24 protein-coding genes are annotated in these 26,975 nt (G+C 72.1%); 11 read left to right on the forward strand and 13 right to left on the reverse strand.

Going from position 1 to position 26,975, the window contains the following annotated elements:
- Window positions 1-77 precede the first annotated feature (77 nt).
- Both ACFRKB_RS00690 and ACFRKB_RS00695 read right to left on the reverse strand, forming a co-directional pair.
- Entirely contained in the window at window positions 78-644 is a 567-nt protein-coding gene (locus tag ACFRKB_RS00690) for a GNAT family N-acetyltransferase (protein WP_383102047.1), read from the reverse strand.
- Window positions 645-756: 112 nt separating this feature from the next.
- Window positions 757-2,265: a bifunctional phosphatase PAP2/diacylglycerol kinase family protein gene (locus ACFRKB_RS00695; protein ID WP_383102049.1), complete on the reverse strand. Its 1,509-nt coding sequence runs from the start codon at window positions 2,263-2,265 to the stop codon at window positions 757-759.
- 217 nt (window positions 2,266-2,482) lie between these two features.
- Here ACFRKB_RS00695 and ACFRKB_RS00700 point away from each other — a divergent pair, with 217 nt between their 5' ends.
- A complete protein-coding gene (locus ACFRKB_RS00700) occupies window positions 2,483-3,700 on the forward strand; it encodes an aminotransferase class I/II-fold pyridoxal phosphate-dependent enzyme (RefSeq protein WP_383102051.1) in 1,218 nt (405 codons plus the stop codon).
- Between the two features lie 139 nt (window positions 3,701-3,839).
- Here ACFRKB_RS00700 and ACFRKB_RS00705 read toward each other — a convergent pair whose 3' ends face one another.
- Entirely contained in the window at window positions 3,840-4,484 is a 645-nt protein-coding gene (locus tag ACFRKB_RS00705) for a DedA family protein (protein ID WP_383102053.1), read from the reverse strand.
- 11 nt (window positions 4,485-4,495) lie between these two features.
- Window positions 4,496-5,287 (reverse strand): MBL fold metallo-hydrolase, encoded by a 792-nt coding sequence (locus ACFRKB_RS00710; protein WP_383102054.1) that lies wholly within the window; start codon window positions 5,285-5,287, stop codon window positions 4,496-4,498.
- A 203-nt stretch (window positions 5,288-5,490) separates the two neighbouring features.
- Between ACFRKB_RS00710 and ACFRKB_RS00715 the strand changes: the two genes are divergently transcribed.
- The 4 genes from ACFRKB_RS00715 to ACFRKB_RS00730 all read left to right on the forward strand — a co-directional run bounded on the left by ACFRKB_RS00715 (window position 5,491) and on the right by ACFRKB_RS00730 (window position 9,073).
- Entirely contained in the window at window positions 5,491-5,895 is a 405-nt protein-coding gene (locus tag ACFRKB_RS00715) for a hypothetical protein (RefSeq protein ID WP_383102056.1), read from the forward strand.
- A gap of 149 nt (window positions 5,896-6,044) precedes the next feature.
- Window positions 6,045-8,261, forward strand: coding sequence for a phage holin family protein (locus ACFRKB_RS00720; RefSeq protein ID WP_383102058.1), 2,217 nt, complete (start codon window positions 6,045-6,047; stop codon window positions 8,259-8,261).
- Window positions 8,262-8,352: 91 nt separating this feature from the next.
- The gene (locus tag ACFRKB_RS00725; RefSeq protein ID WP_383102059.1) at window positions 8,353-8,733 is read left to right on the forward strand and encodes a hypothetical protein; all 381 of its coding nucleotides are present in this window, start codon (window positions 8,353-8,355) and stop codon (window positions 8,731-8,733) included.
- Window positions 8,734-8,830: 97 nt separating this feature from the next.
- Window positions 8,831-9,073: a hypothetical protein gene (locus ACFRKB_RS00730; RefSeq protein WP_383102061.1), complete on the forward strand. Its 243-nt coding sequence runs from the start codon at window positions 8,831-8,833 to the stop codon at window positions 9,071-9,073.
- 73 nt (window positions 9,074-9,146) lie between these two features.
- Here the strand turns inward: ACFRKB_RS00730 and ACFRKB_RS00735 are convergent, their stop codons facing one another.
- Window positions 9,147-10,481 carry a sulfite oxidase gene (locus ACFRKB_RS00735; RefSeq protein ID WP_383102544.1) on the reverse strand — a complete coding sequence of 445 codons (1,335 nt, stop codon included), beginning with the start codon at window positions 10,479-10,481 and terminating at the stop codon, window positions 9,147-9,149.
- A gap of 215 nt (window positions 10,482-10,696) precedes the next feature.
- Between ACFRKB_RS00735 and ACFRKB_RS00740 the strand changes: the two genes are divergently transcribed.
- On the forward strand, window positions 10,697-10,897 hold the full coding sequence (locus ACFRKB_RS00740; protein ID WP_383102545.1) for a hypothetical protein: 201 nt from the start codon (window positions 10,697-10,699) through the stop codon (window positions 10,895-10,897).
- 96 nt (window positions 10,898-10,993) lie between these two features.
- Here the strand turns inward: ACFRKB_RS00740 and ACFRKB_RS00745 are convergent, their stop codons facing one another.
- The 5 genes from ACFRKB_RS00745 to ACFRKB_RS00765 form a co-directional block, all read right to left on the reverse strand.
- Window positions 10,994-12,601 carry an AbgT family transporter gene (locus ACFRKB_RS00745; RefSeq protein WP_383102063.1) on the reverse strand — a complete coding sequence of 536 codons (1,608 nt, stop codon included), beginning with the start codon at window positions 12,599-12,601 and terminating at the stop codon, window positions 10,994-10,996.
- Between the two features lie 47 nt (window positions 12,602-12,648).
- Window positions 12,649-13,635, reverse strand: a complete 987-nt coding sequence (locus ACFRKB_RS00750; RefSeq protein WP_383102065.1) for a CE1 family esterase — start codon at window positions 13,633-13,635, stop codon at window positions 12,649-12,651.
- Between the two features lie 276 nt (window positions 13,636-13,911).
- Complete coding sequence (locus ACFRKB_RS00755; protein WP_383102067.1) at window positions 13,912-14,685, reverse strand: creatininase family protein; 774 nt, start codon at window positions 14,683-14,685, stop codon at window positions 13,912-13,914.
- A complete protein-coding gene (locus ACFRKB_RS00760; protein ID WP_383102069.1) occupies window positions 14,682-15,428 on the reverse strand; it encodes a FadR/GntR family transcriptional regulator in 747 nt (248 codons plus the stop codon). Before ACFRKB_RS00760 ends, ACFRKB_RS00755 begins: the two co-directional genes overlap by 4 nt.
- 65 nt (window positions 15,429-15,493) lie before the next feature.
- A complete protein-coding gene (locus ACFRKB_RS00765) occupies window positions 15,494-16,510 on the reverse strand; it encodes a LacI family DNA-binding transcriptional regulator (protein WP_383102547.1) in 1,017 nt (338 codons plus the stop codon).
- Between the two features lie 392 nt (window positions 16,511-16,902).
- Here ACFRKB_RS00765 and ACFRKB_RS00770 point away from each other — a divergent pair, with 392 nt between their 5' ends.
- The 5 genes from ACFRKB_RS00770 to ACFRKB_RS00790 all read left to right on the forward strand — a co-directional run bounded on the left by ACFRKB_RS00770 (window position 16,903) and on the right by ACFRKB_RS00790 (window position 24,686).
- Entirely contained in the window at window positions 16,903-18,195 is a 1,293-nt protein-coding gene (locus ACFRKB_RS00770) for an ABC transporter substrate-binding protein (protein ID WP_383102071.1), read from the forward strand.
- A 17-nt stretch (window positions 18,196-18,212) separates the two neighbouring features.
- Window positions 18,213-19,193, forward strand: coding sequence for a carbohydrate ABC transporter permease (locus tag ACFRKB_RS00775; RefSeq protein WP_383102072.1), 981 nt, complete (start codon window positions 18,213-18,215; stop codon window positions 19,191-19,193).
- The gene (locus ACFRKB_RS00780; protein ID WP_383102074.1) at window positions 19,190-20,050 is read left to right on the forward strand and encodes a carbohydrate ABC transporter permease; all 861 of its coding nucleotides are present in this window, start codon (window positions 19,190-19,192) and stop codon (window positions 20,048-20,050) included. The genes ACFRKB_RS00775 and ACFRKB_RS00780 overlap by 4 nt, the downstream gene beginning before the upstream one ends.
- Before the next feature lie 76 nt (window positions 20,051-20,126).
- Window positions 20,127-21,470, forward strand: coding sequence for a glycoside hydrolase 5 family protein (locus ACFRKB_RS00785; RefSeq protein WP_383102076.1), 1,344 nt, complete (start codon window positions 20,127-20,129; stop codon window positions 21,468-21,470).
- Between the two features lie 159 nt (window positions 21,471-21,629).
- Entirely contained in the window at window positions 21,630-24,686 is a 3,057-nt protein-coding gene (locus tag ACFRKB_RS00790) for an alpha-mannosidase (protein WP_383102078.1), read from the forward strand.
- A gap of 98 nt (window positions 24,687-24,784) precedes the next feature.
- Here ACFRKB_RS00790 and ACFRKB_RS00795 read toward each other — a convergent pair whose 3' ends face one another.
- Genes ACFRKB_RS00795 through ACFRKB_RS00805 form a run of 3 tightly spaced genes read right to left on the reverse strand, consistent with a single transcriptional unit; the run spans window position 24,785 to window position 26,925 of the window.
- On the reverse strand, window positions 24,785-25,036 hold the full coding sequence (locus tag ACFRKB_RS00795; protein ID WP_383102080.1) for a hypothetical protein: 252 nt from the start codon (window positions 25,034-25,036) through the stop codon (window positions 24,785-24,787).
- Between the two features lie 45 nt (window positions 25,037-25,081).
- A complete protein-coding gene (locus tag ACFRKB_RS00800) occupies window positions 25,082-25,660 on the reverse strand; it encodes a hypothetical protein (RefSeq protein ID WP_383102082.1) in 579 nt (192 codons plus the stop codon).
- Complete coding sequence (locus ACFRKB_RS00805; protein ID WP_383102083.1) at window positions 25,648-26,925, reverse strand: molybdopterin-dependent oxidoreductase; 1,278 nt, start codon at window positions 26,923-26,925, stop codon at window positions 25,648-25,650. The genes ACFRKB_RS00800 and ACFRKB_RS00805 overlap by 13 nt, the downstream gene beginning before the upstream one ends.
- Window positions 26,926-26,975: the final 50 nt, after the last annotated feature.

A 26,975-nucleotide genomic window follows, 5' to 3' on the forward strand; every position in this document is an offset into this window, starting at 1 on the left:
GCCATGTCGCATGATGAGACCTGTGTCTCGCTATCCGGAACAGCGCTATCGGGACCAGTCGCTGTCCGGGCCAGTCGCTATCCGGGCCAGTCGGTGGGGCGAGCCTGGCCTCTCCATTCCTCCCGGGTGAGCTCATAGGCCACATCGCCCTGTTCCGATCCCTCGATCGTCTCGGGCCACTCCTCGAAGAACGTACGGACGTAGCTCAGCCCCGCCTTCTCCAGCACGCGCCGCGAGGCGGTGTTGACCGTCATGGTCTGCGCCGTCACCCGTTCCGTGCCGAGGCCGGTGAACGCCGCGCGGACCAGGGCGCGGGCGCCCTCGGTGGCGTACCCATGCCCCCACGCCGACCGGTGCAGCCGGTAGCCCAACTCGACGACCCGCCAGTCCTGCTCGCTCTCCGGCTCCAGACAGAACCACCCCAGCCACGCACCCGTGGCGCTCTCCTCGGCGGCCCAGAAGCCGCGCCCGAGCAGGCGGGGGAGCGTCTCGGTCCGTGCCGTCTCGCGCGAGACCGGCCGGCCGCCGTCGATGAACCGCCGTACGCCGGGGTCGTTGTCGAGGGCGACCACCCGGTCGAGGTCGTCCTCGGCGAGCGAACGCAGCCGCAGTCGCGGGGTCTCCAGGAAGTAGCGCGTGTCCATGGCGTGATCCTCGGCCGCGCCGTTCGCGCCTGTCCACCGGGATTCCGGCACGGCGCCGGACGGCCCGGTCGGTCACGCGCGGCGCCGGACGGCCGGGACTCCCGCGCCCGCCCTACAGCAGCGCCTTCGGCCGGTAGACGGTCAGCGCCTCCTCCACCTTGTCCAGTATCAATTCCCCGGGCGCCTCGGCCACTTCACCGTCGAACGCGAGCGGCGTACCGGGCGCGATCCGGGCGATCCGTACCCGGCGCATCCGCTCCGCCGCGTGCACCGGTGAACGGCTCAGCGGTCCGGCGAGCGCGGCGGCGAGCAGCCGAGGCCCAGGGGCCCGGCCGCCGTGCACGATCCGTACGTCCAGCAGGCCGTCGGCCAGATCGAGCCGGTGGCCCGGGGTCGGCCCCATCGGCTGGTAGATGCCGTTCCCCGCGAACAGCAGCCACAGCGACCGGTGCCGGCCCTCGAACTCGGCCTCCAGCTGGTGTTCACCGCGCAGCACCTTCAGCGCGGCCAGGATCCCGGCGGGCCAGCCGCCGATGCGCGGCGCCCAGTGCTCCCGCACCCGTACCAGTTCCGGATAGACGCCCAGGCTGAAGGTGTTGAGGAAGTGCCCCGTCGCCGCGCCGCGCGGACCGGGGGTGAAGCGCCCCAGGTCGACCCGTACGGCGTCACCCGCCGTCAGCGCGCGGCAGGTGTCCTGGACGCTCTCGATGCCCAGGTCGTACGCGAAGTGGTTGAGCGTGCCGCCGGGGAAGACGGCCAGCGGCAGACCGTGCCGTACGGCCGTAGACGCGGCCCGGTTGACCGTTCCGTCGCCGCCGAGGACACCGAGGGCCAGACAGCGGCCCGCCGCCTTCGCCAGCTCGGTCTCCACCTCCTCGGGCGGGCACTCCACGACCTCCGCGGCCGGCAGCGCGTCCCGTACCAGCGCGGCGGCGTCCGACGATCCGGAGGCCAGGTTGGCCACGACCACCAGCCCGTGGCCGTCGGGCAGCGCGGGGGCCTCGGCGTACGGACGTCCCGGTGAGGGCAGTTGGGAACGGGTCGGTACGATCCCGCGCACCGCGAAGGCCGCCCCCACCCCGAGCGCGGCGCCCACCAGCACATCGCTCGGATAGTGCACCCCCGTATAGATCCGGGAGAGGGCCACGGCGGCGGCCACCGGCGCCACGGCGGCGCCCCACCCCTTCGACTCCAGCGCGACCCCGGTCGCGAAGGCGGCGGCCGAGGCCGCGTGCCCGGACGGGAAGGACGTCGTGAGCGGCTGGTGCTTCAGCCGTCGTATCACCGGTACGGCGTCGAGCAGGGGCCGCTGTCGGCGTACCGCCCGCTTGCCCACGGTATTGATGGCGGCCGAGGCGAGCCCCAGCGACACCGCGCCCCGCAGGGCGGCCCGGCGTGAGCGCGCCCCGCGTCCCAGCACGGCGATGCCCGCGGCGGCGCCGAACCAGAGCAGTCCGTGGTTGGCGGACCGGCTCAGCCGGGGCAGTACGGGCCCCGCGCCTGGCCAGTGCCGTCCGGCGACGGAGCGGAAGGCCCGCTCGTCCCAGCCGTCGAGCAGCGCCGCGATCCGGGCACGGGTGCCCGGGGCCGCCTGTCCGTAGGTCCCAGTGGTCTCCGACATGGAACGCGGGTACCCCGCGAGCGGCCGGTCCAAGCAGACCGTACGGGGGAGCGGGCCGGACGGAGCCGGGGACGCGGAGGGGCGGCGCCGGGGGACGCGGCCGGGCGGCGCCCGGGGAGCAGGGTGCGTCAAACCTCCGTATAACTCCCTATAAAGGGTCCGGACAGAGGGCCCGAACGAGAGGCCGTGGCGGATGGCGACTGCGGGAGGTGGCGGTATGCGGCGGACGGCTCCCGAGGGCCGGGGCCCCGTACGGTTCGGCCCGGCCGCCCCCGACGCCGGGCTGCCCGCGCTGCCCGAGCTGGTCGGCGAGTGCGCGGGGGCGGCCGGGCACACCTCGCCGCAGCCGCCCGGCGGTGACGCGGTTCTGCGGGAAGCTGCTTCCGGCTACTGGTCGCGGCGCGGCCTGCGCACCGGCCCCGACGCCGTGGCCGCCGCGCCCGGCGCGCAGCCGCTGCTGTTCGCCCTGCTCGCCGCGTACGACGGGGAGGTCCTGATGCCCCGGCCGTGCCCCGCTTCCTGGACCCCACAGGCCCGGCTGCTCGGCAGGCCCGCCTACCATGTGCCGGCCCCGGCGGACGCGGGCGGCGTGCCGGATCCGTTCGCCCTGCTGGAGACGGTACGGCGGGTACGGGCCGAGGGCGGCCGGCCACGGGCGCTGCTGCTCTCCGTCGCCGACGACCCGACCGCCGCGGTCGCCCCGCCGGAACTGGTCCGTGAGGCATGTGAGGCCGCGGTCGGCGAAGGACTGCACATCGTCAGCGACGAGACCTGGCGCGACACTCTGCACCGGCCGCACGAGACGGTGCTGCTCAGCCCGGCCGAGATGTGGCCCGACGAGGTCGTCGTCCTCGCCGATCTGGCGGGCGCGCTGCTCCCGGCCGCCTGGCCGATGGCCGTCGCCCGCTACCCGGCCACCGACGCCGGAACCGCGCTGCGGGCCAGGACGCTCGACATCCTCACCGCGCTCGGGGCGATGGTCGCGGGCCCCGTCGCCGCTGCCGCCGCCCACGCGCTCGACGAGCCGGACGCCGTCACGGCCAGGGCGCGGGCCACCGCCGCGCTGCACGGGCAACTGGCCGCCGCCGCCCACCAACTGGTGCTCGCCTCCGGCGCCCTCGCCGGGGTGCCGCAGGCCGGCCGTCATCTCTACGCCGACCTCGGGCCGCTGCGCGGACAGCTGGCCCGGCTGGGCGTCACCGACTCCATGGAGCTGGAGAACCATCTGAGCCGGCGCCTGGAGGTGCCCGTACCGGGCGGCCACCGGTTCGGGGACGAACTGGGCGCGCTGCGCGTACGGCTGTCGACAGGACCGCTGCTCGGGGCGACGCCGGAGCAGCGGCTGAAGTCCCTCACCGCGAGCGCGCCGCTGGAACTGCCGCATGTCGCGCGGGCGCTCGGCCATTTCGGAGCGGTCTTCGACGAACTGAGGTGAGCGGCCCCGGAGAGGCCCCGTACAGAGCGGCCCCGGACAGTGCGGCCCCATACGGAGCGGATCCGTACAGTGCGGACCCCGGCCGGATCGGACCCGGCCGCATCGGACCCGGCCGGATCGGACCCGGCCGGATCGGGAACTACGTCGGCCTGCCCGCCGAGTCCGGACTCTCGTCCCCGCCCGGCCGCCGCAGTCTGCGCCAGAGCGCCGGGGCGGCGCTCAGCACCAGCGTCAGCACCACCGCGGCGAGCACCCCCTCCCACGCCTCGTCGAAGAGCGAGCCGCCGAGCACCCCGATCAGCTGGTACGTCGCCGCCCAGGCCAGACAGGCCGGCACATCGCCCCGGGCGAACCGGCGCAGCGGCCAGTCCCCGAGCAGACAGGCCAGCATCACGGGAATCCGCCCGGCGGGCACCAGCCGGGAGAGCACCAGCACCGTCACCCCGTGCTCGCGCAGCTTCGTCTGCGCCTGCTCAAGCCGGTCGGGCGGAGCATGCCGGCGTATCGCCTCCAGCCAGCGCGATCCGTTCCTGGAGCCGACCCCGCGCCGTCCCAGCCAGTAGAGGGATATGTCGCCGAGGAAGGCCGCGAACGACGCCACCAGGAAGACATAGAGCAGCGAGAGTGGCGCGGTCTGATGAAAGGCCACCACCGCCGCCGAACTCACCACCGCCCCCGTCGGCACCACCGGCACCAGCGCGCCCAGCGCCACCAGCAGAAAGACGGACGGATAGCCGACGGCCTGCTGCGTCGACTCGGGTGGCAGCTCCGAGAGTTGCGCCATGAGCCGGTCGATCACAGGCCGGCCTCCGGCCGCACGCTCTCGCCGTGCCGTAGCAGATGGACGGCGACCTTCGGCGCGAGCCGCGCCGCGTGCCGTACGAACTCGTCGCCCGGCGCGTAGAACTCATGGGGGCGGATCCCGTCCAGGCCGATCGGCCAGTACGTACCGAAATGCACCGGTACCGCCGCGCTCGGCGCCAGATCGGCCAGCGCCCGCGCCGCCCGCCCGGCGTCCAGATGCCCGGCCCCCAGATGCGGCCCCCAGCCGCCCACCGGCAGCAGCGCCACATCCACCGGCCCCACGGCGTCGGCCATCCCGTCGAAGAGTCCGGTGTCCCCGGCGAAGTACGTCCGGGACGCGCCGCTGATCACAAAGCCCAGGGCGGGGGAGCGGTGCGGTCCGACCGGCAGCCGCCGTCCGTCGTGGCGCGCGGGCACGGCCCGTACCCGTAGCGCCCCGATCTCCACCTCGTCGCCCGCCTCGACCTCGGTGATCCGCAGCCCCGAGGGGTTTCTGCGGGCGTCCAGCCTGCGCAGCCCCGGCACCGACCGCTCGGCGCCGCGCGGCACGATCAGCCGGGTGCCGGGCGCGAGCCGGGTCAGCGACCGCAGATGGAGATGGTCGGAGTGCAGATGTGAGACGAGCACGGCATCGGCGACGGACGCCTCGGGCGGCGGCACCTGACCGCGCCGGCGGCGCAGATGGGCCAGCCGGCGGACGAAGACCGGGTCCGTGAGCACCCGTACCCCGGAGTCCTCCACGGTGCAGGTGGCATGGCCCCACCAGGTGATGACAGTTCCCAACGCGACCTCAGCTCCGTCCGACCGTGGACCGCGCTCCCGCCCCGGCCCCCTCTCCGCACTCAGCGTACGGCGGATGCCCGCGCGGGCGGGTCCGGATGCGCTGGTCGCGCGCCGTCGACCGCCGGGCACGCGCCTGCCCCGCGGGGGCGTGCGCCCAGTAGGGTCGGCGGACGGAGGCGAGTGCCGGGGAGCTGGGGGCAGGCATGCGTGAGGTACGAGTGGCCGTGATCGCCAGCCTGACGCCGCTGGAGGAGCTGGACAGCGACCCCTTTCTCGTGGACACCCGGGGCCAGCACACGATGTGCGCGCGCTGGGCCGAGGACAAGGGCTACCTCGTCACCCGGCAGCTGCTCCTGTACGGGCTGCGCCCCGACCACTGCGGGCTGTGGGCCGATGTCGAAGCGGGGCTGGTGGATCTCTTCGTCGCGGCGAACGAGCGCGTTCTCGAACGGGCGTTCAGTTCGGTGTCCGTCTTCACCGCGGAGTGCGCGCGCAGAGGCGTACCGCTGGAGACCGTCGGACTGGACGAACCGCTGTACGACGCCGCCATGAAGGCCGACGTCCACCGCAGGCTCTCGATGCCGACGGCGGGGTACGACGGCTGCTGAGCGCGGGGTACGGCGGCTGCCGACCGCGGGATACGGCGGCTGCTGACCCGCCGTGGCCCCGGTACCCCGGGGGAGTCCGTGGCGCGCTGTGCGAGGCTGGGCCGAGCCCGTGAGTGCGTACGGGCCCGGACGTGAGGTGACGGAGCGACGTGTTCAAGGGGCGGTGGCGAACGACGGGCGGGTCCCTGCTGCGGGTGATCGTCGTATGGGCGGTGTCCACGCTGACGATGCTGGCGCTGGCCGGGATCCTGCCGGACTTCAAGCTTCAGTCGGACAACCAGGACAGCATCACCAGGACCGCGATCACCGCGGCCTGGGGCGCGGGGGCCTTCGGTCTGCTCAGTGCGCTGGTCTGGCCCCTGCTCGTGCGCGCGCTGCTGCTCGTCCCCGCACTGGTCCTCGGACTGCTGGTGTTCTTCCTGAACGGCTCGCTGCTCCTGATCGCGCTCTGGCTCATCCCCAACGGGCGCGGGGCGGCCAATCCGGAGACCGCCGTGGTGGTCGCGGCCGTGATGTCCGCCGTCGCCTCCGCGACCTCGACGGGGCTCGCGGTCGGTGACGACGACGCCTACCGGCGCCGGCTCTCCCGCCTCGCGGACCGGCGGCGGCGCAGGAGCGGCGAGGACGGCGGGCGCGGCGGACCGCCCGGGACGGTCTTCCTGCAACTCGACGGGGTCGGGCACGAGGTGCTGCTCGACGCGGTCGCCGCCGGGGTGATGCCGCATGTCGCCGACTGGCTCGGCGTGCTCCCGCCGGACCCGGACGGCGGACGCGGTACGGCGGACGACGCGGTGCGCGTCCCTCCGGGCGGCCTGGCGGACAGCGCGCCCGGCGGCCCGCGGCCGACCCACCGGCTCACGCCCTGGCGCACCGACTGGTCCAGCCAGACGGGCGCGAGCCAGCTCGGCATCCTGCACGGCTCCAACCACGATGTCCCCGCCTTCCGCTGGTACGAGAAGGACACCGGCCGGATCATGGTCAGCAACCGCCCCGCCAGCGCGGCCGAACTCCAGCGCCGCGCCATCGCCCGCACCGGCGACGGGGGCCTGCTCACCCTCGACGGCGCCAGCCGCGGCAATCTCTTCAGCGGCGGCGCCGACCAGCTCGCGCTGGTGCTGTCGATCGCCGCGCGGCGCGGCAGGGCCAACCGCTCCCGGGCCGGCTACTTCGCCTACTTCTCCGACCCCGCCAACGCCGTCCGTACGGTGGTCTCGTTCGTCGCCGACGTCGGCCGCGAGATCGGTGAATCGACCCGGGCGCGGATACGCGGCGACCGGCCGCGGGTCGGCCGGGGCGGGCTCTATCCGTTCATCCGGGCCTTCGCGACCGTCGTCGAACGCGATGTGGTGGTCGCGGCCGTGATCGGCGACATGCTGGCCGGACGCACCGCCGTCTACGCGGACCTCGTCGCGTACGACGAGGTGGCCCACCACTCGGGACCGCACAGCCGGGACGCCGAGCGGGTCCTCGCCCGGCTCGACCGCTCGGTCGGACTGATCGCCAGGGCCGCCGAGCACGCGCCCCGTACGTACCGGATCGTGCTGCTCTCCGACCACGGGCAGAGTCCCGGCGAGACCTTCGAGAGCGCGTACGGACTCACCCTCAGGGATCTGGTGAGGGCCGGCTGCGGGCTGCCCGTGTCGCGCCGGGCCGAGCGTACGAAGAGCGGCGCGGAGGCGCGCGAGGCGGCCCGGCACGCCGTCCTCGGCGCGCTGCACCGGCCGGAGCCCGAGAGCGCCGACGAGCAGCCCGCGCACGGCTCCGATCCGGTCGTGCTCGCTTCCGGGAATCTCGCCCTGATCTCCTTCCCCGATGTGCCGGAGCGGATGAGCCGCGAGCAGATTGACCGGCGCCATCCCGCGCTGCTGCGAACCCTCGCCAGCCATCCGGGGATCGGCTTCCTGCTGGTGCGGAGCGAGGAACACGGCTCGGTGGTGCTCGGCCCCGGCGGGGCGGAGGTGCCGGTCGACGCGCTCGACGACAGCGGTCCGCTCGCCGGTATGGGCCCCGGCGCGGCCGACGCCGTACGGCGCACGGACTCCTTCCCGCATGTCGCGGACATCATGGTCAACTCGATGTACGACCCGGCGACGGGCCGCGTGCACGCCTTCGAGGAACAGATCGGCTCGCACGGCGGGCTCGGCGGTGAACAGTCACGGGCCTTCCTGCTGTCCCCGCTGGTGCTCTCCGCGCCGGTCCCCGACAGCGGCGAACTCGTGGGCGCGGAGCGGGTGCACGAGGTGCTGAGACGGTGGCTGAGGGAGGGCGTCGGACCGCAGGTGCCGCTGGGAACCGTGTCCGTTCCCGTGGCGAAAGCGCGCTCCGACGAGGCACGAACCGCCGACGAGGAGCGGGACTCGGCGTAGGTCGCGTACCCCGTGTGAGCGGTTTCCGCCGGTAGCAGGACGGCGCGGGTGTGTTTCTGGGCAGAGGTGCGTTGTCCAGGAGGTCGTGCCCATGAAGCGTGCCACGTCCATTCCCACCCGCGCCGCGGCTGCCCGCGCCGCCGCCGCGCGCCGGGCCGCCCTGGTGGCCCTGGTGCTGATCGCCTTCCTGGGCATGTCGATCGCGCCGTCCTCGGCGGCGATGCGGGACGCCGAGTCCCTGCCGCCCGCGTCCGGTTCCCGCGACCCGGCGGGCGAGGGACACCAGGACACCGCCGAGACCGAGCAGTCCGCGCCGGCCAGGACCGAGCGGACGGGCAGGGAGCCCCAACAGCCCCTGACCCAGACCGGACTGTTCGGCGAGCGGGCACGGGCTCCGTACGTCGGACGGTGTGTGCCGACGTGGCCGCCGCGCGCGCCGGTCACGCCGCGCTGTGTGGTGCTGCGCTGCTGACAGGTCCCGCCCTTCAGTGCCTCGCACGGCTCTGAAGTGCCTTCAGGACCACAGCAGTCGCGTTTCTTCCGCACCTTCTCACCGTGAGGACACAGCCATGCCCATTGACCCCTTCGCCGCGCTCAACGCCATGATCCGCGCCGAGGCCGCGCGCTCCGACGCCTCGAACCTCCGTCGTCGGGCGCCGAGTCCGGGCGGTGGCTCGGACGACTCCGGATGGGACTCCGAACCCATCGCCGCCGCCGACCGGCGTCTCGCCGAGCGGCGTTCCCTCGACCGGCACTCCGTCGACCGACGGGCCAAGGACGAGGGACGGGGGGAGCGCGGAACCGTTCAGTAACATCTCCCGTGCCCCAGGGCGCTGTTGACGACGGCCGGCCGTGTCCGCACGGCCGGCCGTCCGGCGCCACCGGTCAGACGACGGTCACCCGGTGGCGCACCACGGCGTCGAACAGATAGCCCTGCGTGTTGTGGACGGCCACTTCGGGCTGGACGCGGCCCGCGCTGTCCGTCGCGCGCGCCAGCAGTACGGCGGGGCCCGGACCGCCCGGTGTCCAGTCGGCGGACCAGCGGACCCAACTGCCGCGCCGGGGCGCGTCCCGCAGCCGCGCGCGTCGCCAGCGCGTCCCGCCGTCGGTGCTGATCTCCACCGACCGTACGGGCGCCCCGCCCGACCAGGAGCGGCCGGTCAGCACCAGCGGCCGATGGGCGGCGACGGTGGCGCCGTCCGCCAGCTCGAAGGCGCTCTTGAGGGTCTGCCGGGTCAGCGGCGCACTGCCCTCGGGCGGATACCCGGTGCCGAACAGCCGGTAGAGCGTGGTGTTCCAGGGGCTGTACAGCGGCTCGGCGCTCACCTCGATGTCGCCGAGCCACTTGATGTTCGCGATGCCCACCCAGGACGGGACGATCAGCCGGACCGGATAGCCATGGTCGGGTGGCAGCGGCTCGCCGTTCAGCTCGTACGCGAGCAGTACGTCGTCCAGCGCCTTCGCCACCGGCAGCGGCCGGCGCACCCGGCCCAGATTCGTCCCCTCGCTGATGACCTCGTCGTCCAGGCCGCGCGGCAGGATGTCGACGGCGTCGGGGCTCAGGCCCGCGCGGCGCAGCACTTCGGCGAGCCGCACCCCGCGCCACCGTCCGACGCCGATGGCGCCGAGCGTCCAGGCCGTACCGGACACCTGCTGGTTCTGCTGGGTCGCGTAGTAACTGCGGCCGTTCCCGGCGCACTCGATGAACGCGGTACGGGTCACGGACGGGAGCGCGCGCAGCTCGTCGTAACCGAAGTCCACGGGGCCGCCGCGCAGTCCGCTGCCCCAGATCGTCAATCTCCAGGCGGCGGCGTCGATCCGGGGGGTGACGGTGTGGTTGCGGACGAAGAAGTGGCCGGCGGGGGTGTGCGGGCCGGTGGTGCGCAGCGCCGCGAAGTTGGTCTCGGCGTTGGTGCCACGGATGGTGAACACCTCGGACGGCAGCGGCTTCACAATGCCGGGGGCCGCGGCGGGGGCGGCCGGTGCCGCGGGGCTCGCGGGCGCCGGTGCGGCGGCCCGCGCGATGCCCGGCGTCGCTGCGGCGAGCGGTCCGGCGGCGGCGGCCGTCGCGAACAGCCGCAGCAGATCACGGCGTTGGACCCCGGCGGAGCGTGCCTGGCCGCGCCGCCACTGGCGCAGCCGGATCCGGTCGTACACGGATTCAGCAGATTCAGCAGATTCGGCTGATTCGGCGGATTCGGTCGGAGGAAGGGGAGCCACGGACATGCCGGGAGAGTCGCAGCGGCTCGATTGCCCGGTCAACCGCCGGGCGGGGTATTTCATACCGTCGAAATAACCCCGCGCTACGGGGCCCGGAGATTCTCCGATGATCTGCGTGACCTTTTGACCCGCTCAACAGATGAACGGGGTGGAAAGTACCGCTGTTCGAGGGACACGAGGGTGAGGAGCCAACGGTGAACGGTACGACAAGGACCATCTCCCGGTGGGCGGTCGGGATCGCGGCGACGGCCGTGGTGACGGGGCTGCCGGCCGGCGTGGCGAGCGCGGACGAGACACACCGCGACTCGCACAACGGGTCGAGGTTCACGCTGATCAACACCGGCCAGATCGACGACCCGATGGAGGATGTCCTGGAGCACACGCTCCTGTTCGGGGACGGCTACGCCTGGGACTGACCCACAGCGTGGCCGCGTTGACGGTCGCACGGAGGGACAGCGGGACAGAGGGGAGGGGAGGGCCGCGGGAGCCCTCCCCTCCTTCCGGCTGCCGGCTCAGCGCACCGGAGCCCCCGGGCCGAGCGGAATCCCCACCGCCCACCAGACGAGGAACAGCGCGGTCCACGCGAGCGTCATCGTCAGGGCCAGCGGCAGGGTGTACGAGGCCAGCGTGCCGATCCCGGCACTCTTCCGGTAGCGCTGGAGGAAGCCCAGCGCCATCACGAAGTACGGACTCATCGGAGTGATCGCGGTCGACCCCGAGTCGGCGATCCGGAACAGCGCCTGGGTCGTCTCGGCGGGCACGCTCACCAGCATCAGCATCGGCACCAGCACGGGCGCGCACATCGCCCACATCGCCGACCCGCTGGTCACCATGACATTGACCAGCGTCAGCAGGACGAGGATCAGCAGGAACACCAGGACGATCGGCATCCCGCTCTGCTCCAGTGCCTCCGCCGCCCGGACCGCGAGCACATCACCGATATGCGTCCAGTCGAAGTACGCCAGGAACTGGGCGATCGCGAAGAACAGCACCAGCACCGGCGCCATCTGCATGATGCCCCGGCCCATCAGCTTCGGTATGTCAGCGGCCGACGTGACGGAGCCCGAGCGGTATCCGTACACGATGCCCACCAGCCCGAAGACCAGCGCGACGACCGCCGCGATGCCGTCCAGGAACGGCGACTCCACGATGCTGCCGCCCGCACCGCGCAGCGGGGACGACGGGGGGACCATGACCGCGACGAGCACCACGAGCGCCGCCAGCAGGGCGAGTACGGCCGCGCGCAGCGCCGAGCGTTCCCGCGCGCTGAGGGTGAGCGTGCCGAGGTCCTCCAGATCGGCGTCGGGATCCGCGTCGAGATCCGGCCGCTTGCTCAGAACGAACTTCGTCACCAGCGTGATGACCAGGGCCAGCAGCAGCGACGAGGCGATATTGAAGAACCAGTTGCTCAGCGGCGACACATACGCGTCGTCGCCGCCCACGATCCGCGCCGCCGCGGTGGTGATCCCGGCGAAGATGGCGTCGTTGGGCGTGGGGACCGGGCTCGCGTCGTACCCCGAGGCGATGGAGGTGTACGCGACGACGACACCGAGGATCGGGGAGCGCCCCACGGCCCGGAACGCCAGCCCGCCCAGCGGTACGAGGATGATGTACGCGGCCGCCGAGGCGACATGGGAGACGGTGCCGGCGAAGGCGACGGCGAACACCACCCACGAGGCCGGTACCCGCGAGACGCCGACCCGCATCAGCGCCGCGAGGAAGCCGGTGCGCTCGGCCACCGCGACACCCATGATCACCACGACGATGGTGGCCATCGGCGGGAAGGTGGCGAAGTTCTCGATCATCGTCGAGACGGCCATGGCGAGCCCGTCACCGCTGAGCAGATTCCGCACGGCGACGGTCTTGTGGTCGCTCGGGGAGACGACGGAGACATCGGCGGCGGCCAGTATCGCGCTGATGACCGCGAGCAGCGCGGAGAGGATCCAGAACAGCCAGAACGGGTGGGGCAGCGCGTTGCCCGCCCGCTCGATGACGGCCATCGCACGGACGACGCGCGGGAGCCGGGTCCCGTCGTCGGCGGACAGGGTCACGGACCCGGACCCGGATCCGTCGGGTGGTGGGGAGGGTCTGCCGGGTGGTGCGGGTGGCGGCGTGGTCATGGGAGCGGACTCCTTGCTCGGTTCCTGCGGGCGGCCGGGGGTGGGTCTCAGTGACGGGGGGACGCGGGGGTGCGGAACGGGCGCAGGAACTGCCACATGACCTCGTGCGCCTCGATGGTCTGCGTGGTGTAGCCGCCCCCGCTGTAGCTGTCGGCGCCGGGCCAGGTGTGTCCGCCGTCGGTGACCGCGACATGCCGTACCTCGGCCCCTCGGTCGCAGCCCCGCCAGCGGGAGACGGTGATGTCGGGCTCGGTCACCCGGTCACGGGCGCGGGAGGCGCAGCCGTTCCGCTCGGCCCACTCCGCCAACCAGTCCTGGAGGGCGGGGAGTCCGCGGTCGGCGTCCCCGGCGTACGGGATGGTGACATCGCCGGTGCCGTGGAAATCGATGACGGGCACCGGGCGGGACGGCTCGCACGGCTCACCGGTGGGATAGAGCGCGGCGGCCACGGGCGCGATGGCGGCGATCCGGTCCGCCATGCGGCAGGCGAGCAGGGTGGAGACGAACCCCGCCCCGTTGGACTTCCCGGTGGCGTACACCCGCCGCTCGTCCACGCAGAGGGTGGACTCCAGCCGGTCCAGGAGGTCTTCGGTGAACCGGACGTCGTCCACCCCGGCCGCCGCGTACGGAGCGCCCTGCCACGCCTGGCGGTCCCCGTCACCGGTGCCGATGACCCCGTCGGGGTAGACGACGACGGCCGGCAGGGTGGAGAGCTTGGAGAACTCCTCGGTCCCGGCACCGGTGTTGCCCCGGCCATGGAAGGCGAGGATCACCGGCCAGTCACGCTTCCCGGTGTAGCCGGCCGGGAGATGGAGCTGATACGTACGGTCCCGGCCGCCGCTGCTGATCGTGTGCGGGGCGCTGGTGCCCGGCGGTTGCGGGGCGGGCAGCCGGCACGCGGCCTTCGAGGCGCCCTGCGGTACGGGAGCGGATGTCGCGGTCCCGGCGGTCGCGGTCCCGGTGGTCGCTCCGGTCGCCGCGAGGCACAGGACGAGTCCCACGGCGGCGGTCGCCATCCGTTGGAGGGAGTTCATGGCAGGCTCCTTCTGCCGGACGCCTGGGGCGGACGGCTGACTGGATTTCGGCAGGGGTGCCCCGGGAGGCGGGGCGGGGATCGCGGCTCGGACGCGCGCGATACGGGCCGCATGAGGGCTGACGAGGAACGCTCACGCGCGCGGGGTGGTGCGCGAGGGGAGAGATACGGACCCGGCGGTGCGGGCAGGTGCTGCCTGCGGCACCACGCGCGCCCATGCGGGGGCGCGGGCGGCGCGGTGCCGTCTGCGGGGAAGTGGCGGGCGTGGGCGCCCGGTTCAGGCGTCCAGCCACTCCTTGACGAAGGCGACCACACGGACCACAACGGCGTCGACGACCGCCTGTCCGTCCTCGGCGGTCGCCCGGCGCGGGTCACCGAGGATGCCATTGGGGCTGAGCCGGTCGTAACGCACCACGAGCGCGGGGTGTGCGCCATGGCGCGAGAGCCGGGAGAGCGGGTCGAGTTGGGCGATGGAGGTCGTACCGGCGGTGAGCCGGTCGGTGTGCACCAGTCCGGGTGCGAGATGGAGCAGCTGCGCGGTCTCGGCCTCGCCGCTGTGACCGTGCACCTCGCTGACCCCCATCCCGGACACGACCTCGGCCGCGAGCGGGGTGACGGGGGTCCAGGCGAACTGGAGATCGGGGTGGGTGGTGAGCAGATCCTGCGCCACGGTGGAGAGTGTGGCGTTGTTGCCGCCGTGGCCGGTGATGACGAGTATCTTCCGCCAGCCGTGCCGGTACAGGCTCTCCACGTACTCACGGACCACCGCGGCCAGTGTGGTGGTGGTGAGCGTGACCGTACCGGCGAAGGCGAGATGGTGCGGGGAGACCCCGACCGGCAGCGAGGGGCCGATCACCGCGCGGCCGGACAGCGCGGCGGCCACGCGTTCGGCCACGCCCTCGGCCCGGATCGTGTCCGTGGCCAGGGGCATCGCGGGACCGTGCTGTTCGAAGGCGCCGGCCGGGACGATCACCACGGGAGCGGCCGTGACGGCGGTGGCCGCCTCCTCGGTGGTCATCTCGGCGAGCCGCAGGGGCGGCGCGGCGTTCACCGGCGGATCTCCGGATCCGCTCCGGCGCCGTCCCGCGCAGGCGCCGTCGCCGTCGTCGTGTCGGTGTCCGGGAAGTCGGCGGCGAGGACCGCCTCGCGGATGAAGCCCAGGTGTTCCCGGGTCAGCCGCTCGGCCGCGTCCGCGTCCCCGTCCCGTACCGCCTCGAAGATCTCCACATGCTCCGCGTGGTCCCGGGCGCGGTCGTTGTAGCGGTGCCGGATCTCGACCTGCTCCCGGGCCCTGACCTGGAGCAGCGCCTCGACGGTCTCGCGCAGCAGCGCGTTGCCGCTCGCGGCGGCCAGCACCACATGGAAGTGCACCGACGCCCGCAGCGACTCACGCGGCGGATGCAGCGCGTTGGCCGCCGCCGTCCGCAACCGTTCCACCGCTTCCGGTACGCGGGTACGCGCCGCGGCGGCGGCCACGGCCGGTTCCAGCACCAGCCGCGCCTCGACGAGTTCGAGCACCGACTCCCGGCTGCCGCGCGGCAGATGGGGATTGGCCAGCAGCCGTCGCTCACTTCCCGGTCCCACATACGTCCCCGAGCCGTGCCGGAACTCCACCACACCGGTGGCCTCAAGCCTGCGCAGGGCCTCGCGGACCGTGGGCGTGGTGACGTCGAACCGGCGGGCGAGGTCACGCGAGGACGCCAACGCGTCCCCGGGGACCAGCCGTTCGGTACGGATGATCTCGACGATGCTGTCCGCCAGATGCTCGGACAGTGACAGTTCACTGCGACTCATGAAGTGAATAGATCACTTGATCTCTTCGGGTGTCAATGGTCGTGCGGCGATGTATTTCCGACGCGTTACGCCCGCGCCTGAGCCAGGCTCTCCCGCTCGATCAGCCGGGGCAGCGGCACTTGTACGGTGCGGGCCGCGCCGCCGTCCAGCAGCGCGGCCAGCTCCGTCGCGGCGATCCGGCCGAAGGCGACCGAGTCACGGGAGAGCGCGGTGAGCCACGGGCGCACCAGCCGGCACAGGGCCGAGTCCTCCCAGGAGATGACCGAGACATCGCCGGGCACGGAGAGGCCGAGCCCCGTCGTCACGGCCGCCCCGGCCGCGGCCATCACATCGTTGTCGTAGATCAGGGCGGTCGGCGGGCGGTCCTCCTCCAGCACCCGGCGGGTCACCGCCGCGCCCTGGGTGTCGGAGTAGTCCGTGGTCAGCGAGCGGGCCTCGGGCAGTCCGCGCCGGTCGGCCTCGATCCGCAGCGAGCGGATACGCCGCTCCGTGTGGGCGAGCGAGGGCAGCCCCGCGATATGGACGATGCGGCGGTGCCCCAACTCGTGGAGCCGGCCCACGATGGCGGCCATCGCGCCCGCGTCGTCGGCCCGTACCTGCGACAGGCCGGGGTGGCGGCCCGTATCGCCGGCGGGCAGCGCGCCGATGACGACACCGGGAAGCCCCAGTTCGTCCAGGAGGTCGGGGCGGGGGTCGTCGGTCCTGGGGTCCACGACCAGTACGCCGTCGACGCGGTGCTCCGCCCACCAGCGCCGGTAGACCGCGCACTCGGCGTGCACATCCTCCACCACCTGGAAAAGCAGGCCGAGTTGACGTTCTGACAGGATCTCCTGGATGCCGGAGATCAGCTGGAGGAAGAACGAGTCGACCCCGAGGGTCGCCGCCGGACGGGCCAGCACCAGGCCGACCGTCGCCGAGCCCTCGCCCGACAGCGCGCGGGCGGCGGTGCTGGGCCGCCAGCCCAGCTGTTCGGCGACCCGGCGCACCCGGTCGCGGGTCACCTCGGAGACCCCGGGGCGGTCATTGAGCGCGAAGGAGACCGCGCTCTCCGAGACCCCGGCGCGCTTGGCGATGTCCTTCATGGTCGGACGGCGCGGGGGAGTACGTCTGGCCGTGGGCGTGCCCTTGTCCGACGGCGGGTTCGCTGCCACCCGTGTGCCTCTTTTCTCGCGTCCCCGGTGCCGTTCTCCGCAACGGGGGCATCGCAGGGCCTTCCGGCCGTACCGGACGAGCCATGTGGACCCCGTACTAATGCGCTTGAGTCCGAGCATCCTAAAGCGCATTAGTGTCATACCGCAAGGAAGGCAAAAGAGCAGCTCTGACCTGCTGTGATACCAGGGCGATGGTCCTTTGTCGCACGAATGTGTTGACTTTCACCCGAACGCATTGCAAGGTCTGCTGGACATATGCAGCCGTGGCGTACGGCTCCGGCTGGCCGTACGCACGCCTGGTCCGAGCAAAGGAGCCGTTCTCCGTGCGCATCTCCCGAAGAGCAGTCGCTGTCGCCGCTGTTCTCGCCACCGTTCTGCCACTCAGCGCCTGCAGTGGAGGTTCCGGCGACGAGTCCTCCGACGCCTCGGGCCCGGTCAAGGGCAAGATCACTTTCCAGACCTGGAACCTCCAGGCCAACTTCAAGGACTACTTCAACGGAGTCATCAAGGACTTCGAGAAGAAGTACCCCGACACCGAGGTGAAGTGGGTCGACCGGCCGGCCGAGGGTTATGCCGACAAGCTGAGCGCCGACGCCGCCGGGGGCACACTGCCGGACGTCGTCAATGTCTCGCCCGACCTGGTGGCCCCGCTGGCGAAGGCCGGGCTCGCACTCGACCTCGACCAGGACGAGACGGCGGCGTCGTTCCGCGACGAGTATCTGCCGGGCGCGTGGCAGAGCCACCAGATCCCGGGCATGGACGGCACGTACGGCTTCCCCTGGTACCTCAACACCGGCCCGATGTTCTACAACAAGCGGCTCTTCGAGGAGGCCGGACTCGACCCCGAGAAGCCGCCGACGACCTATGACGAGGTCTTCGACCAGGGGCTGAAGCTGGCCGAGCAGAGCGACGGCGAGATCGCCACGCTCGCGCAGGTGCCCACCATCGAGGACTTCGGCCGCTACGGCGTCCAGCTGATGAACAAGGAAGGCACCGGCTTCGCCTTCAACGACGCCAAGGGGGTGGAAATGCTCACCCGCTACAAGGAGTTGTTCGACAAGAAGGCGCTCGACCCGCAGGCACTCACCGCCACGCCCGAGTCCTCCGGTACCAAGTTCCTCACCGAGTCCGTGGCCATGAACCCGGGCAGCGCGCTGGACCTGGAGAACTTCAAGACCAAGGCCCCGACGCTCTACAAGAACATCGGGATCACCGACCAGGTCACCAGCACCGGCAAGGTCAACATGTACGTCATGGGCGTCATGGTGAACGCGAGGACCAAGGAGAAGCCCGCCGCCGTGGCGTTCGCCCACTTCGTGACCGACGCGACCCGCCAGATGTCGTTCGCCCAGCAGGTCGCGATCTTCCCGAGCACCAAGGGCTCCCTGGACGACCCGTACTTCACCAAGGAGGACGGCACCGACGAGACGCGCGTACGCGTCGCCGCCGCCAAGTCCCTGAAGACGGCCGTCAATTACACGCCCGTCCTGTTCAGCGAGCAGATGAAGACCGAGCTGCGCAACCAGGTCGCCAAGGCGCTCCAGGGCAAGCAGAGCCCCCAGGAGGCGCTCGACCGCGCGGTCGAGGCCTGCGACACCCTGCTCAAGCAGAGCTGAGAGCCGAGCCCCGCACCATGAAGAGCACCACCGCCCCCCGGGCGCTCCCCCCGGACGCCGCCGCGGTGGGGCCCACGCACCGGAGCTCCGGCTCCGGCCGTGGGCCCCGCCGCGGCCCCGCGACCCGTATCAGACGCCAACTGCCTTTCAGCCCCTGGCTGTTCGCCGCGCCGGGACTGCTGATCGTCGGCGCCTTCAGCCTCTATCCGTTCCTCAGCACGCTGGTCAACTCCTTCACCGACCGGCGGACCCTGGTCCCCGGCGAGTTCGTGGGGCTGGCCAACTTCCGGGAACTGATCCATGACGAGATGTTCTGGATCGGCCTGCGCAACAGCGCGCTGTACGTCGTCGGGGTCGTCCCGGCCCTGATCATCCTGCCCCTGCTGCTCGCCCTGCTCGTGCAGCGCAACATCCCCGGCATCACCTTCTTCCGCTCCGCCTTCTACACCCCCGTGGTCGCCTCGATCGTGGTGGTCGGGCTGATCTGGGTGTGGATGCTGGACGACCGGGGGCTGGTCAACGCGGTGCTGGAGGCGGTGGGCGTCGGCAGGATCGGCTTCCTCAGCGACCAGTGGCTGCTGCTGTTCAGCGCGATGGCCGTCACGGTCTGGAAGGGCCTCGGCTACTACATGATCATTTATCTGGCCGCGCTGGCCAACGTACCGCGCGAGCTGCACGAGGCCGCCGCCGTGGACGGGGCGGGCGCCATCCGCCGCTTCGTCACCGTCACCGTACCGGCGGTCCGTTCCACCATGGTCCTCGTCGGGGCGCTGTCCTCGGTCGCCGCCTTCAAGGTGTTCTCCGAGGTCTATCTGATGGCCGGGCCCAGCGGCGGCCCCGCCGGCGAGGACACCACGCTGGTGATGCTCGTCCAGCGCGTCGGGACCGGGTTGAGCGGCCGGGTCGGCTACGCCTCCGCCATCTCCGTGGTGGTCTTCGTCGTCACGGTCGCCCTGATGCTGCTGGTGCTCCGCGCCGACCGCAAGGAGGACGCGTGAGCTTCCCGAAGACCATCGACGCCGACGGCCGGCGCATCGCGCCCTGGCAGCTCGCGCTGCGCTACGTCCTGCTGCTCATGATGCTGCTCGTGCTGATCGGGCCGTTCGTGTGGCAGCTGTCCACCGCGCTCAAGGGCATGCACGAGGACATCTACAGTTCCCCGCCGAAGTTCCTCCCGAGCGAGCCGACGCTGGACAACTTCGGCCGGGTCGCCGAGATCATCCCCGTCTGGGACTACGCGTTCAACTCCCTGAAGGTCGCCTCCGCCAATGTGATCACCAACTGCGCCGGCGCCGCGCTGGCCGGTTACGCGCTGGCCCGGATGCGCTACCGGGGCCGCCGTGCCGCGACCCTCGCGTTCATCCTCGCCATGCTCGTGCCCGTCGAGGGCATCATCATCGCCCAGTTCACCACCATGCGTGATCTCGGTCTGAACAACACCCTGCTCGGGGTGCTGCTGCCCGGATCCATCGGCGCGATGAACGTCCTGCTGATGCGCAATGCCTTCCTCAACCTGCCGCAGGAGGTGGAGGAAGCGGCCTTCGTCGACGGGGCCAACACCTGGCAGCGATTCCTGCGGATCGCGCTGCCGTCGGTGAAGGGCACCCTCGCGGTGGTGGCGATCTTCGCCTTCATGGGCGCCTGGGACGACTTCCTCTGGCCGCTGATCGTCCTCAGCGACCCGGAGAACTTCACCCTGACGATCGGGCTGAACTATCTGCACGGCACCTTCGCCCAGGATCCACGGCTGGTCGCGGCGGGTACGGTCATCGCTGTCGTGCCGCTCATCGTGCTCTTCGCCTGTCTCCAGCGTTACTTCTTCCGGGGCGTCGGCGAAGGCGCCGTGAAGGGCTGACCACCGGCCCTCGCCGTGGATCCCGTACACCCGACCGCTGTCCGACGCACCACAGAACCGGGACAACGTTGCCAGTATGAGTACTCCCGCGCCGCGCTTCGGCGCCAACTACACGCCCAGCCAGGGCTGGTTCCACCACTGGCTGGACTTCGATCTCGACGAGGTACGCGCCGACCTGGACTCGATCGCGGGACTCGGCCTGGACCATATCCGGGTCTTCCCGCTCTGGCCGCTCTTCCAGCCCAACCGCACGCTGATCAGGCCCCGCGCCGTCGAACAGCTCGTCCAGCTCGCCGACGCCGCGGCCGAACGCGGTCTGGACGTCAATGTCGACGGACTCCAGGGCCACTTGTCGAGCTTCGACTTCCTGCCCGCCTGGACCCAGACCTGGCACCGGCGGAACATCTTCACTGACAACGATGTCGTCGCGGGGCAGGCGGAATATCTCCGTACGCTCGCCGCCGCCCTCGCCGACCGCCCCAACTTCATCGGCATGACCATCGGCAACGAGATCAACCAGTTCTCCGGGCCGCCGCACCCCGATCCCGACCCCATCACCCCCGCGCAGGCCGCCGACTGGCTCCGGCGGCTGCTGGACGCGTGCGAGGAGGGGGCGCCCGGCAAGCTCCATCTGCACGCCGAGTACGACGCCGCCTGGTACCAGGACCAGCACGCCTTCACCCCCGCGCACGCGGCCAGGATCGGCGCCGTCACGGCCGTACACTCCTGGGTCTTCAACGGCACAGCCCAGCGGCACGGCCGTACCGGCACCGCCACCGAGCACCACGCCGCCTATCTGATCGAGCTGTCCAAGGCGTGGGCACTGGATCCGCACCGGCCGGTCTGGCTCCAGGAGGTCGGCGCCCCGGCGCCGCTGATCCCGGCCGGGCACGCCGCCGCGTTCACCGAGGCGACCGTGGCCAACGCGCTGGACTGCCCCGATGTCTGGGGCATCACCTGGTGGTGCTCGCACGATGTGTCGCGCTCGCTCGCCGACTTCCCCGAACTGGAGTACAGCCTCGGCCTGTTGACCAACGACCGGAAGGTCAAGCCGGCCGGGCGGTCCATCGCCCGGATCGTCGAGGAGTGGCGCGGCAGAACGTACCGCCCGGCGCCCCGCACCACCGCGCTCGTGGTCGACATCGGGGACGACGAGACCGCGGACTGTCCGGTGGGGGACGGCGAGCGGGACGGCGAGCGGGACGGCGAGCGGGGCGGTGGGCGGGGCGGTGAGCCGGACAGTGGGCGGGCGTCCGCCCGGAGCACCTGCCGTCCCGGCGGGGCGTTCTTCGAGGCCTTCGCGCGGCTCACCGAGGCGGGCGTCCGCCCCACCGCCGTCCTCGCGAGCCGCGCCGAGGACAGGGAGCATCTGGCGGCCCGCCGGATCACCGAGGTCGTCCACCCGGACCAGGTCCGATGAGTCCGGTGACCGGGGAAGCGGGTAGTACCTGCCCCATGACCCGTCTCCCGCCGACCGGCATCCCGCCGGCCCGTATCCCGCCCACTCGTATCCCGTGTACGTGACGTCCCTGATCTTCCCGGTAACCCGCACCCACACGCACCTCAGGAGCAGCCCCTCATGCACGACGACCGCAGCCTGGTGGAGGCCCGTCTCAAGCGCGTCCTCGACGAGCGCATCCGGCCCGCCGTATACCCCGAATCGATACCGCTGGACGTCGCTGTCTGGAACGCGCCGGGCGAACCCGTACCCGTCGAAGAGGGCCTGGCCGGCCCGGCCGAGCCGGTCAAGGCCGGCGACCGGTGGGGCGCGCCCTGGGGCACCAGCTGGTTCCGGGTCTCCGGGACCGTCCCCGAGAACTGGGCGGGCCGTACGGTCGAGGCGATCCTCGACCTCGGCTTCGACGAGAACATGCCCGGCTTCCAGTGCGAGGGCCTGGTCTACCGGCCCGACGGCACCCCGGTGAAGGGCCTCAACCCGCGCAACCAGTGGGTACGGATCGGCGCGCCCGTCGCGGGCGGTGAAGAGGTGCTCCTCCATGTCGAGGCCGCCTCCAACCCGGTGATCCTCGACTACCACCCCTTCCTGCCGACCCGGCTCGGTGACAAGGAGACCGCGGGCAGCGAGCCGCAGTACACCCTGGCCCGGATGGATCTCGCGGTCTTCGACGAGACCGTCTGGCAGCTGATCCAGGACCTGGAGGTGCTGGGTGAGCTGATGGCCGAGCTGCCCGTCGACGGCGCCCGCCGCTGGGAGATCCTGCGCGCGATCAGCCGCGCGCTCGACGCGGTCGACCTCCAGGACGTGAACGGCACCGCGGCGGCGGCCAGGGAACGGCTCGCCGAGGTCCTGGCGACCCCCGCGCCGCCGACGGTCCACCGCATCAGCGCGGTCGGCCACGCCCATATCGACTCCGCCTGGCTGTGGCCGCTGCGCGAGACGGTACGCAAGGTCGCCCGTACGACCGCCAATATGACCGCGCTGCTGGAGGACGAGCCCGAGTTCGTCTTCGCGATGTCGCAGGCGCAGCAGTTCGCCTGGATCAAGGAGCACCGGCCCGAGGTCTACGCCAAGGTCAAGCGGGCCGTGGCCGACGGCCGGTTCGTACCGGCCGGCGGTATGTGGGTGGAGTCCGACACCAATATGCCCGGCTCCGAGGCGATGGCCCGGCAGTTCGTCCACGGCAAGCGCTTCTTCCTCGACGAGTTCGGCATCGAGAACGAGGAGGCGTGGCTGCCGGACACCTTCGGCTTCGCGGCGGGGCTGCCGCAGATCATCAAGGCCGCCGGGTCCAAGTGGCTGCTGACCCAGAAGATCAGCTGGTCCGCGGTCAACAAGTTCCCGCACCACACCTTCCGCTGGGAGGGCATCGACGGCACCCGCGTCTTCACGCACTTCCCGCCCGTCGACACCTACAACTGCTCGATGACGGGCGAGCAGATCGCCCACGCCGCCAGGAACTTCAAGGAGAAGGGCGTCGCCAGGCGCTCCCTCGCGCCGACCGGCTGGGGCGACGGAGGCGGCGGCACGACCCGCGAGATGATCGCCAAGGCGGCCCGGCTGCGCGGTCTCGAAGGCTCCGCGACGGTCGAGTGGGAGACGCCCGGTGAGTTCTTCGCCAAGGCCGAGGCGGAGTATCCGAATCCGCCGGTCTGGGTGGGCGAGCTGTATCTGGAGCTGCACCGCGCCACCCTCACCAGCCAGGCCAGGACCAAGCAGGGCAACCGGCGCAGCGAGCATCTGCTGCGGGAGGCCGAGCTGTGGGCCGCGACCGCCGCCGTACGCACCGGCGCGCCGTACCCGTACGAGCGGCTGGACCGGATCTGGAAGACCGTGCTGCTGCACCAGTTCCATGACATCCTGCCCGGCTCGTCGATCGCCTGGGTGCACCGCGAGGCGGAGAAGACCTACGCGGCCGTCGCGGCCGAGCTGAACGCGATCGTGGACACGGCGCAGCGCGCGCTCGCCGGGGACGCGTCCGGCGGGACGACCCTGCTCTTCAACTCCGCGCCGCACGCGCGCGGTGGCGTCCGCGCGGGCGCGGCGGGACCGGTCGGCGGGAGCGGCAGCGCGCAGCTGTCGACGCGCGAGGGCGGCGGCTATGTCCTCAGCAACGGGCTGCTCGAAGTGGAGATCGACGGCCGCGGTCTGGTCGTCTCCGTCTACGACATCAGCGCGGAGCGCGAGACCGTCGCCCCCGGCGAGGCGGCCAACCTCCTCCAGATCCACCCCGACTTCCCGAACCAGTGGGACGCGTGGGACGTGGACGAGTTCTACCGGAACACCGTCACCGATCTGACGGACCTCGACGCGCTCACCCCGGTCGAGGACGGCGACGCCCAGGCCGAGGCGCTGCCGGCCGGCGCGGTCGGAGTCCGCGTCGCACGCGGCTTCGGCTCCTCGAAGGTCACCCAGCTGCTGACGCTCGCCCCCGGGGTCAAGCGGCTCGACATCGACACCGAGGTCGACTGGCACGAGACCGAGAAGTTCCTGAAGGCGGCCTTCCCGCTGGACGTCCACGCCGAGCGGTACGCGTCGGAGACCCAGTTCGGCCATGTCTACCGGGCCACCCACACCAACACCAGCTGGGAGGCGGCCAAGTTCGAGGCGTGCAACCACCGCTTCGTGCACCTGGAGGAGCCGGGGTGGGGCGTCGCGCTGGTCAACGACTCGACGTACGGACATGACGTGACCCGTACGGTCCGCGCCTCGGACGCCGGTACGACCACGACCGTCCGGGTCTCGCTGCTGCGCGCCCCGCGCTTCCCCGACCCCGAGACCGACCAGGGCGTCCACCGCTTCCGGCACGCCCTGGCGCCCGGTGCGTCGATCGGTGACGCGGTCCGCGAGGGCTACCGCGTGAACCTGCCGGAGCGCCGGATTCCGGGAGACGCCGAGGTGGCCCCGCTGGTGAGCGTCGACAACGACGCCGTCGTCGTCAGCGCCGTCAAGCTCGCCGACGACGAGAGCGGTGACCTGGTCGTACGGCTCTACGAGTCGACCGGCGGACGGGCCAAGGTACGGGTCGGCGTCGGCTTCGAGACCACCGGACTGGCCGTGACCGATCTGCTGGAGCGCCCGCTGGCGGATGTGGAGCCGCCGGAGGTGGCCGACGGAGCGGTCCAGCTGGCGCTGCGCCCGTTCGAGCTCGTCACACTGCGGCTGACGCGCGGCTGAGGCACGACTGACCGACAGGGGCCCGGACTTGCTCGTCCAGGCCCTGTCCGGCACACACGGCGGGCGCCCGGGACAGACAGGGCGTCCGCCGTCCGCCGTCATGTGTGGGGCCGCCGGTCCAGTGCCTGCGCGGCCACCAGATGGAGGAACTCCCGTTCGTTGCCCGCCAGGCCCGCCGCGTTGAGCGCCTCGTCCGCCTCGGCGATCGGGGCGGCGAGCAGCGGCGCCGCCAGGGACGCCTGCAACGGGTCGTCCAGTACGGCGCGTACGGCCGCCAGGAGGCGCAGATAGGCCCGCGCCGCGGTGCACGCGTCCGACGTGCTCGACGTGAGGGACGTGGTGGTGGTCATCCCGGGGGTTCCTCTCGATGGATCTGTCGGACCCTCAAGTCTGGGTCATGGGTCTGACAACCGGCCCGAAGCGCGGCCCGTCCACGGCCGCCGCCATGGCGCCCTCGGGCGGCGGGACCACAGATCCGGCCAGTTCCGGACCAGCAGCCAGCACGCGGACAGCGCGAACAGCGCGGCGCTGATCAGCAGCCAACGGCCCAGGAAGACATCGATATCGAGCCGCGTGGCCGGCTCGTACGGCTCCGGGGTCCGCAGCACCAGCGGCCAGTACACCAGCAGCAACAGCGACGAGAGAAAGGCCGGAACACGTACGTAGTTGACGCCCGCACGCGGCACCGCCCGCCGACGCCGCGCCAGGGCGGCCCCGATCGTCCGGTCGCCCAGCGTGTACAGCGGCACCAGCACGAGATCGTGGAGGATCGCCAGCCCCACGAACCAGAGCAGGATCAGCGGCCAGTCGCCCGCCAGCAGCCGGATCCCGGCGTATCCGCAGAGCGCGAACGAGGCCAGCAGCACGAGGAGTTGGACCGGCGACTCCCCGTACAGCCGGCGGAAGCGCCGACGCACGCCCAGCCGGCGGCGCAGCTCCCGCCAGTCCGGCCGAGGCCATCTCATACGGGCCATGACGACTCCCCGAAACTCAGCCGGCCGACCCACTTGGTGTTCATCACACCCGGCGCCCCCGGCACCATGATCCGCGCCGGATAGCCGTGATCCGCCGACAGCTCGGCGCCGTTGACCCGGAGGGCGAGCAGCGAGCGCGGATCGCGTACCTGATTGTCCCGCAGCGCCACCTCGCGGAAGGAGCCGTGCGACTGCACCGACTCCACGTACACGCTCGGCGGCGCGTCCCCCAGCCCCACCAGGGCGGCGAGATCGGTCAGCCGGACCCCCTCCCAGCGCTGGTCGGAGGTGGACCAGCCCTCCACACAGGCGATCGGCAGCGCGGAGACGTGCTGGGGCAGCCGTTCCAGCTCGGCCCGGGTCAGTACGGTCTCCCGGCCGCCGCCCCGTACGGTCAGCCGCCAGCCGGGACCGATGTCCCGCGCCCGGATCCCCACCGCCGCCACCCCCTTGTTGATCTGGAAGCCGTTCGGACCGGAGCCGGGTTCGCGGCCGTGCGGGGCGAGCAGCGCCGTACCGCGCAGCGAGCCGCCGATGCTCTGACCGGCCGTCACCACGAGCAGCGCCAGCGAGCCGAGCCCCACCATCCCGAGCGCGCCGCGCCGCGAGAGGGTGGGCGGCGCCGGATCGCGGGAGACCAGACCGGTCTCGTCCAGCGGCTCGGGTACGGTCCGCGCCACCGGAGTCCGCAGCTCGGCGCGGAGATCCCGGCCGCGCAGCGCCCGCACCGTACGCGGCAGCCGCAGGGCGGCATGGGCGAGGAACGCCCCGAGGAACACCCACGCCCCGTAGAAGTGCAGCGGATAGAAGGAGCCCGGGAAGATGTACTCCAACTGGACGTTGAGCACGCCGGTCGCGAACTCGAACAGCCCGCCCCCGACGAGGAGCAGCAGCGACAGCCGGTCCAGGGCGTGGCCGGGCGAGCGCACCGGCGGCATCACGAACAGCTTCGGCGCGACCGACCACAGCTTCGCGAGCAGCACCGGTACGAGCACGATCCCGAGCGTCACATGCACGCCCTGCGTGACGCGGTAGAGCCAGTAGGGGTCGGTCGGCCAGGCGAAGAGATAGAAGCCGAGCAGCCCCTTGTGCGGCGTCTTGTCATTGACCGGGGACAGATCGGGGTTGTACGCGGCATAGGACACCAGCCCCGTCAGAAAGAGGACGGGGATGCCGGTCAGCAGCACCACGGCGAAGACGGAGGTCAGCCAGGGACCGCGCAGCGGGCTGCGCCACGGCGGGGCGAGGCGGGCGGGGACTTTCATACCGGCGACCGTAGGGCGCGGAAGGCGCCGGAAGCGGTTTCGACTCATGA

Origin of the sequence: Streptomyces scopuliridis (assembly GCF_042790125.1) — a bacterium.
GTDB lineage: Bacteria > Actinomycetota > Actinomycetes > Streptomycetales > Streptomycetaceae > Streptomyces > Streptomyces scopuliridis_A.

Bases quoted from the DNA above. Each gene is read 5' to 3' on its own strand.
- ACFRKB_RS00725 (WP_383102059.1), top strand. From the start codon at position 8,353: ATGAAGCGTGCCACGTCCATTCCCACCCGCGCCGCGGCTGCCCGCGCC.
- ACFRKB_RS00765 (WP_383102547.1), bottom strand. From the start codon at position 16,510: ATGAAGGACATCGCCAAGCGCGCCGGGGTCTCGGAGAGCGCGGTCTCC.
- ACFRKB_RS00795 (WP_383102080.1), bottom strand. From the start codon at position 25,036: ATGACCACCACCACGTCCCTCACGTCGAGCACGTCGGACGCGTGCACC.
- ACFRKB_RS00690 (WP_383102047.1), bottom strand. From the start codon at position 644: ATGGACACGCGCTACTTCCTGGAGACCCCGCGACTGCGGCTGCGTTCG.
- ACFRKB_RS00745 (WP_383102063.1), bottom strand. From the start codon at position 12,601: ATGACCACGCCGCCACCCGCACCACCCGGCAGACCCTCCCCACCACCC.
- ACFRKB_RS00700 (WP_383102051.1), top strand. From the start codon at position 2,483: ATGCGGCGGACGGCTCCCGAGGGCCGGGGCCCCGTACGGTTCGGCCCG.
- ACFRKB_RS00715 (WP_383102056.1), top strand. From the start codon at position 5,491: ATGCGTGAGGTACGAGTGGCCGTGATCGCCAGCCTGACGCCGCTGGAG.
- ACFRKB_RS00790 (WP_383102078.1), top strand. From the start codon at position 21,630: ATGCACGACGACCGCAGCCTGGTGGAGGCCCGTCTCAAGCGCGTCCTC.
- ACFRKB_RS00695 (WP_383102049.1), bottom strand. From the start codon at position 2,265: ATGTCGGAGACCACTGGGACCTACGGACAGGCGGCCCCGGGCACCCGT.
- ACFRKB_RS00775 (WP_383102072.1), top strand. From the start codon at position 18,213: ATGAAGAGCACCACCGCCCCCCGGGCGCTCCCCCCGGACGCCGCCGCG.
- ACFRKB_RS00805 (WP_383102083.1), bottom strand. From the start codon at position 26,925: ATGAAAGTCCCCGCCCGCCTCGCCCCGCCGTGGCGCAGCCCGCTGCGC.
- ACFRKB_RS00785 (WP_383102076.1), top strand. From the start codon at position 20,127: ATGAGTACTCCCGCGCCGCGCTTCGGCGCCAACTACACGCCCAGCCAG.
- ACFRKB_RS00750 (WP_383102065.1), bottom strand. From the start codon at position 13,635: ATGAACTCCCTCCAACGGATGGCGACCGCCGCCGTGGGACTCGTCCTG.
- ACFRKB_RS00800 (WP_383102082.1), bottom strand. From the start codon at position 25,660: ATGGCCCGTATGAGATGGCCTCGGCCGGACTGGCGGGAGCTGCGCCGC.
- ACFRKB_RS00705 (WP_383102053.1), bottom strand. From the start codon at position 4,484: ATGGCGCAACTCTCGGAGCTGCCACCCGAGTCGACGCAGCAGGCCGTC.
- ACFRKB_RS00730 (WP_383102061.1), top strand. From the start codon at position 8,831: ATGCCCATTGACCCCTTCGCCGCGCTCAACGCCATGATCCGCGCCGAG.
- ACFRKB_RS00760 (WP_383102069.1), bottom strand. From the start codon at position 15,428: ATGAGTCGCAGTGAACTGTCACTGTCCGAGCATCTGGCGGACAGCATC.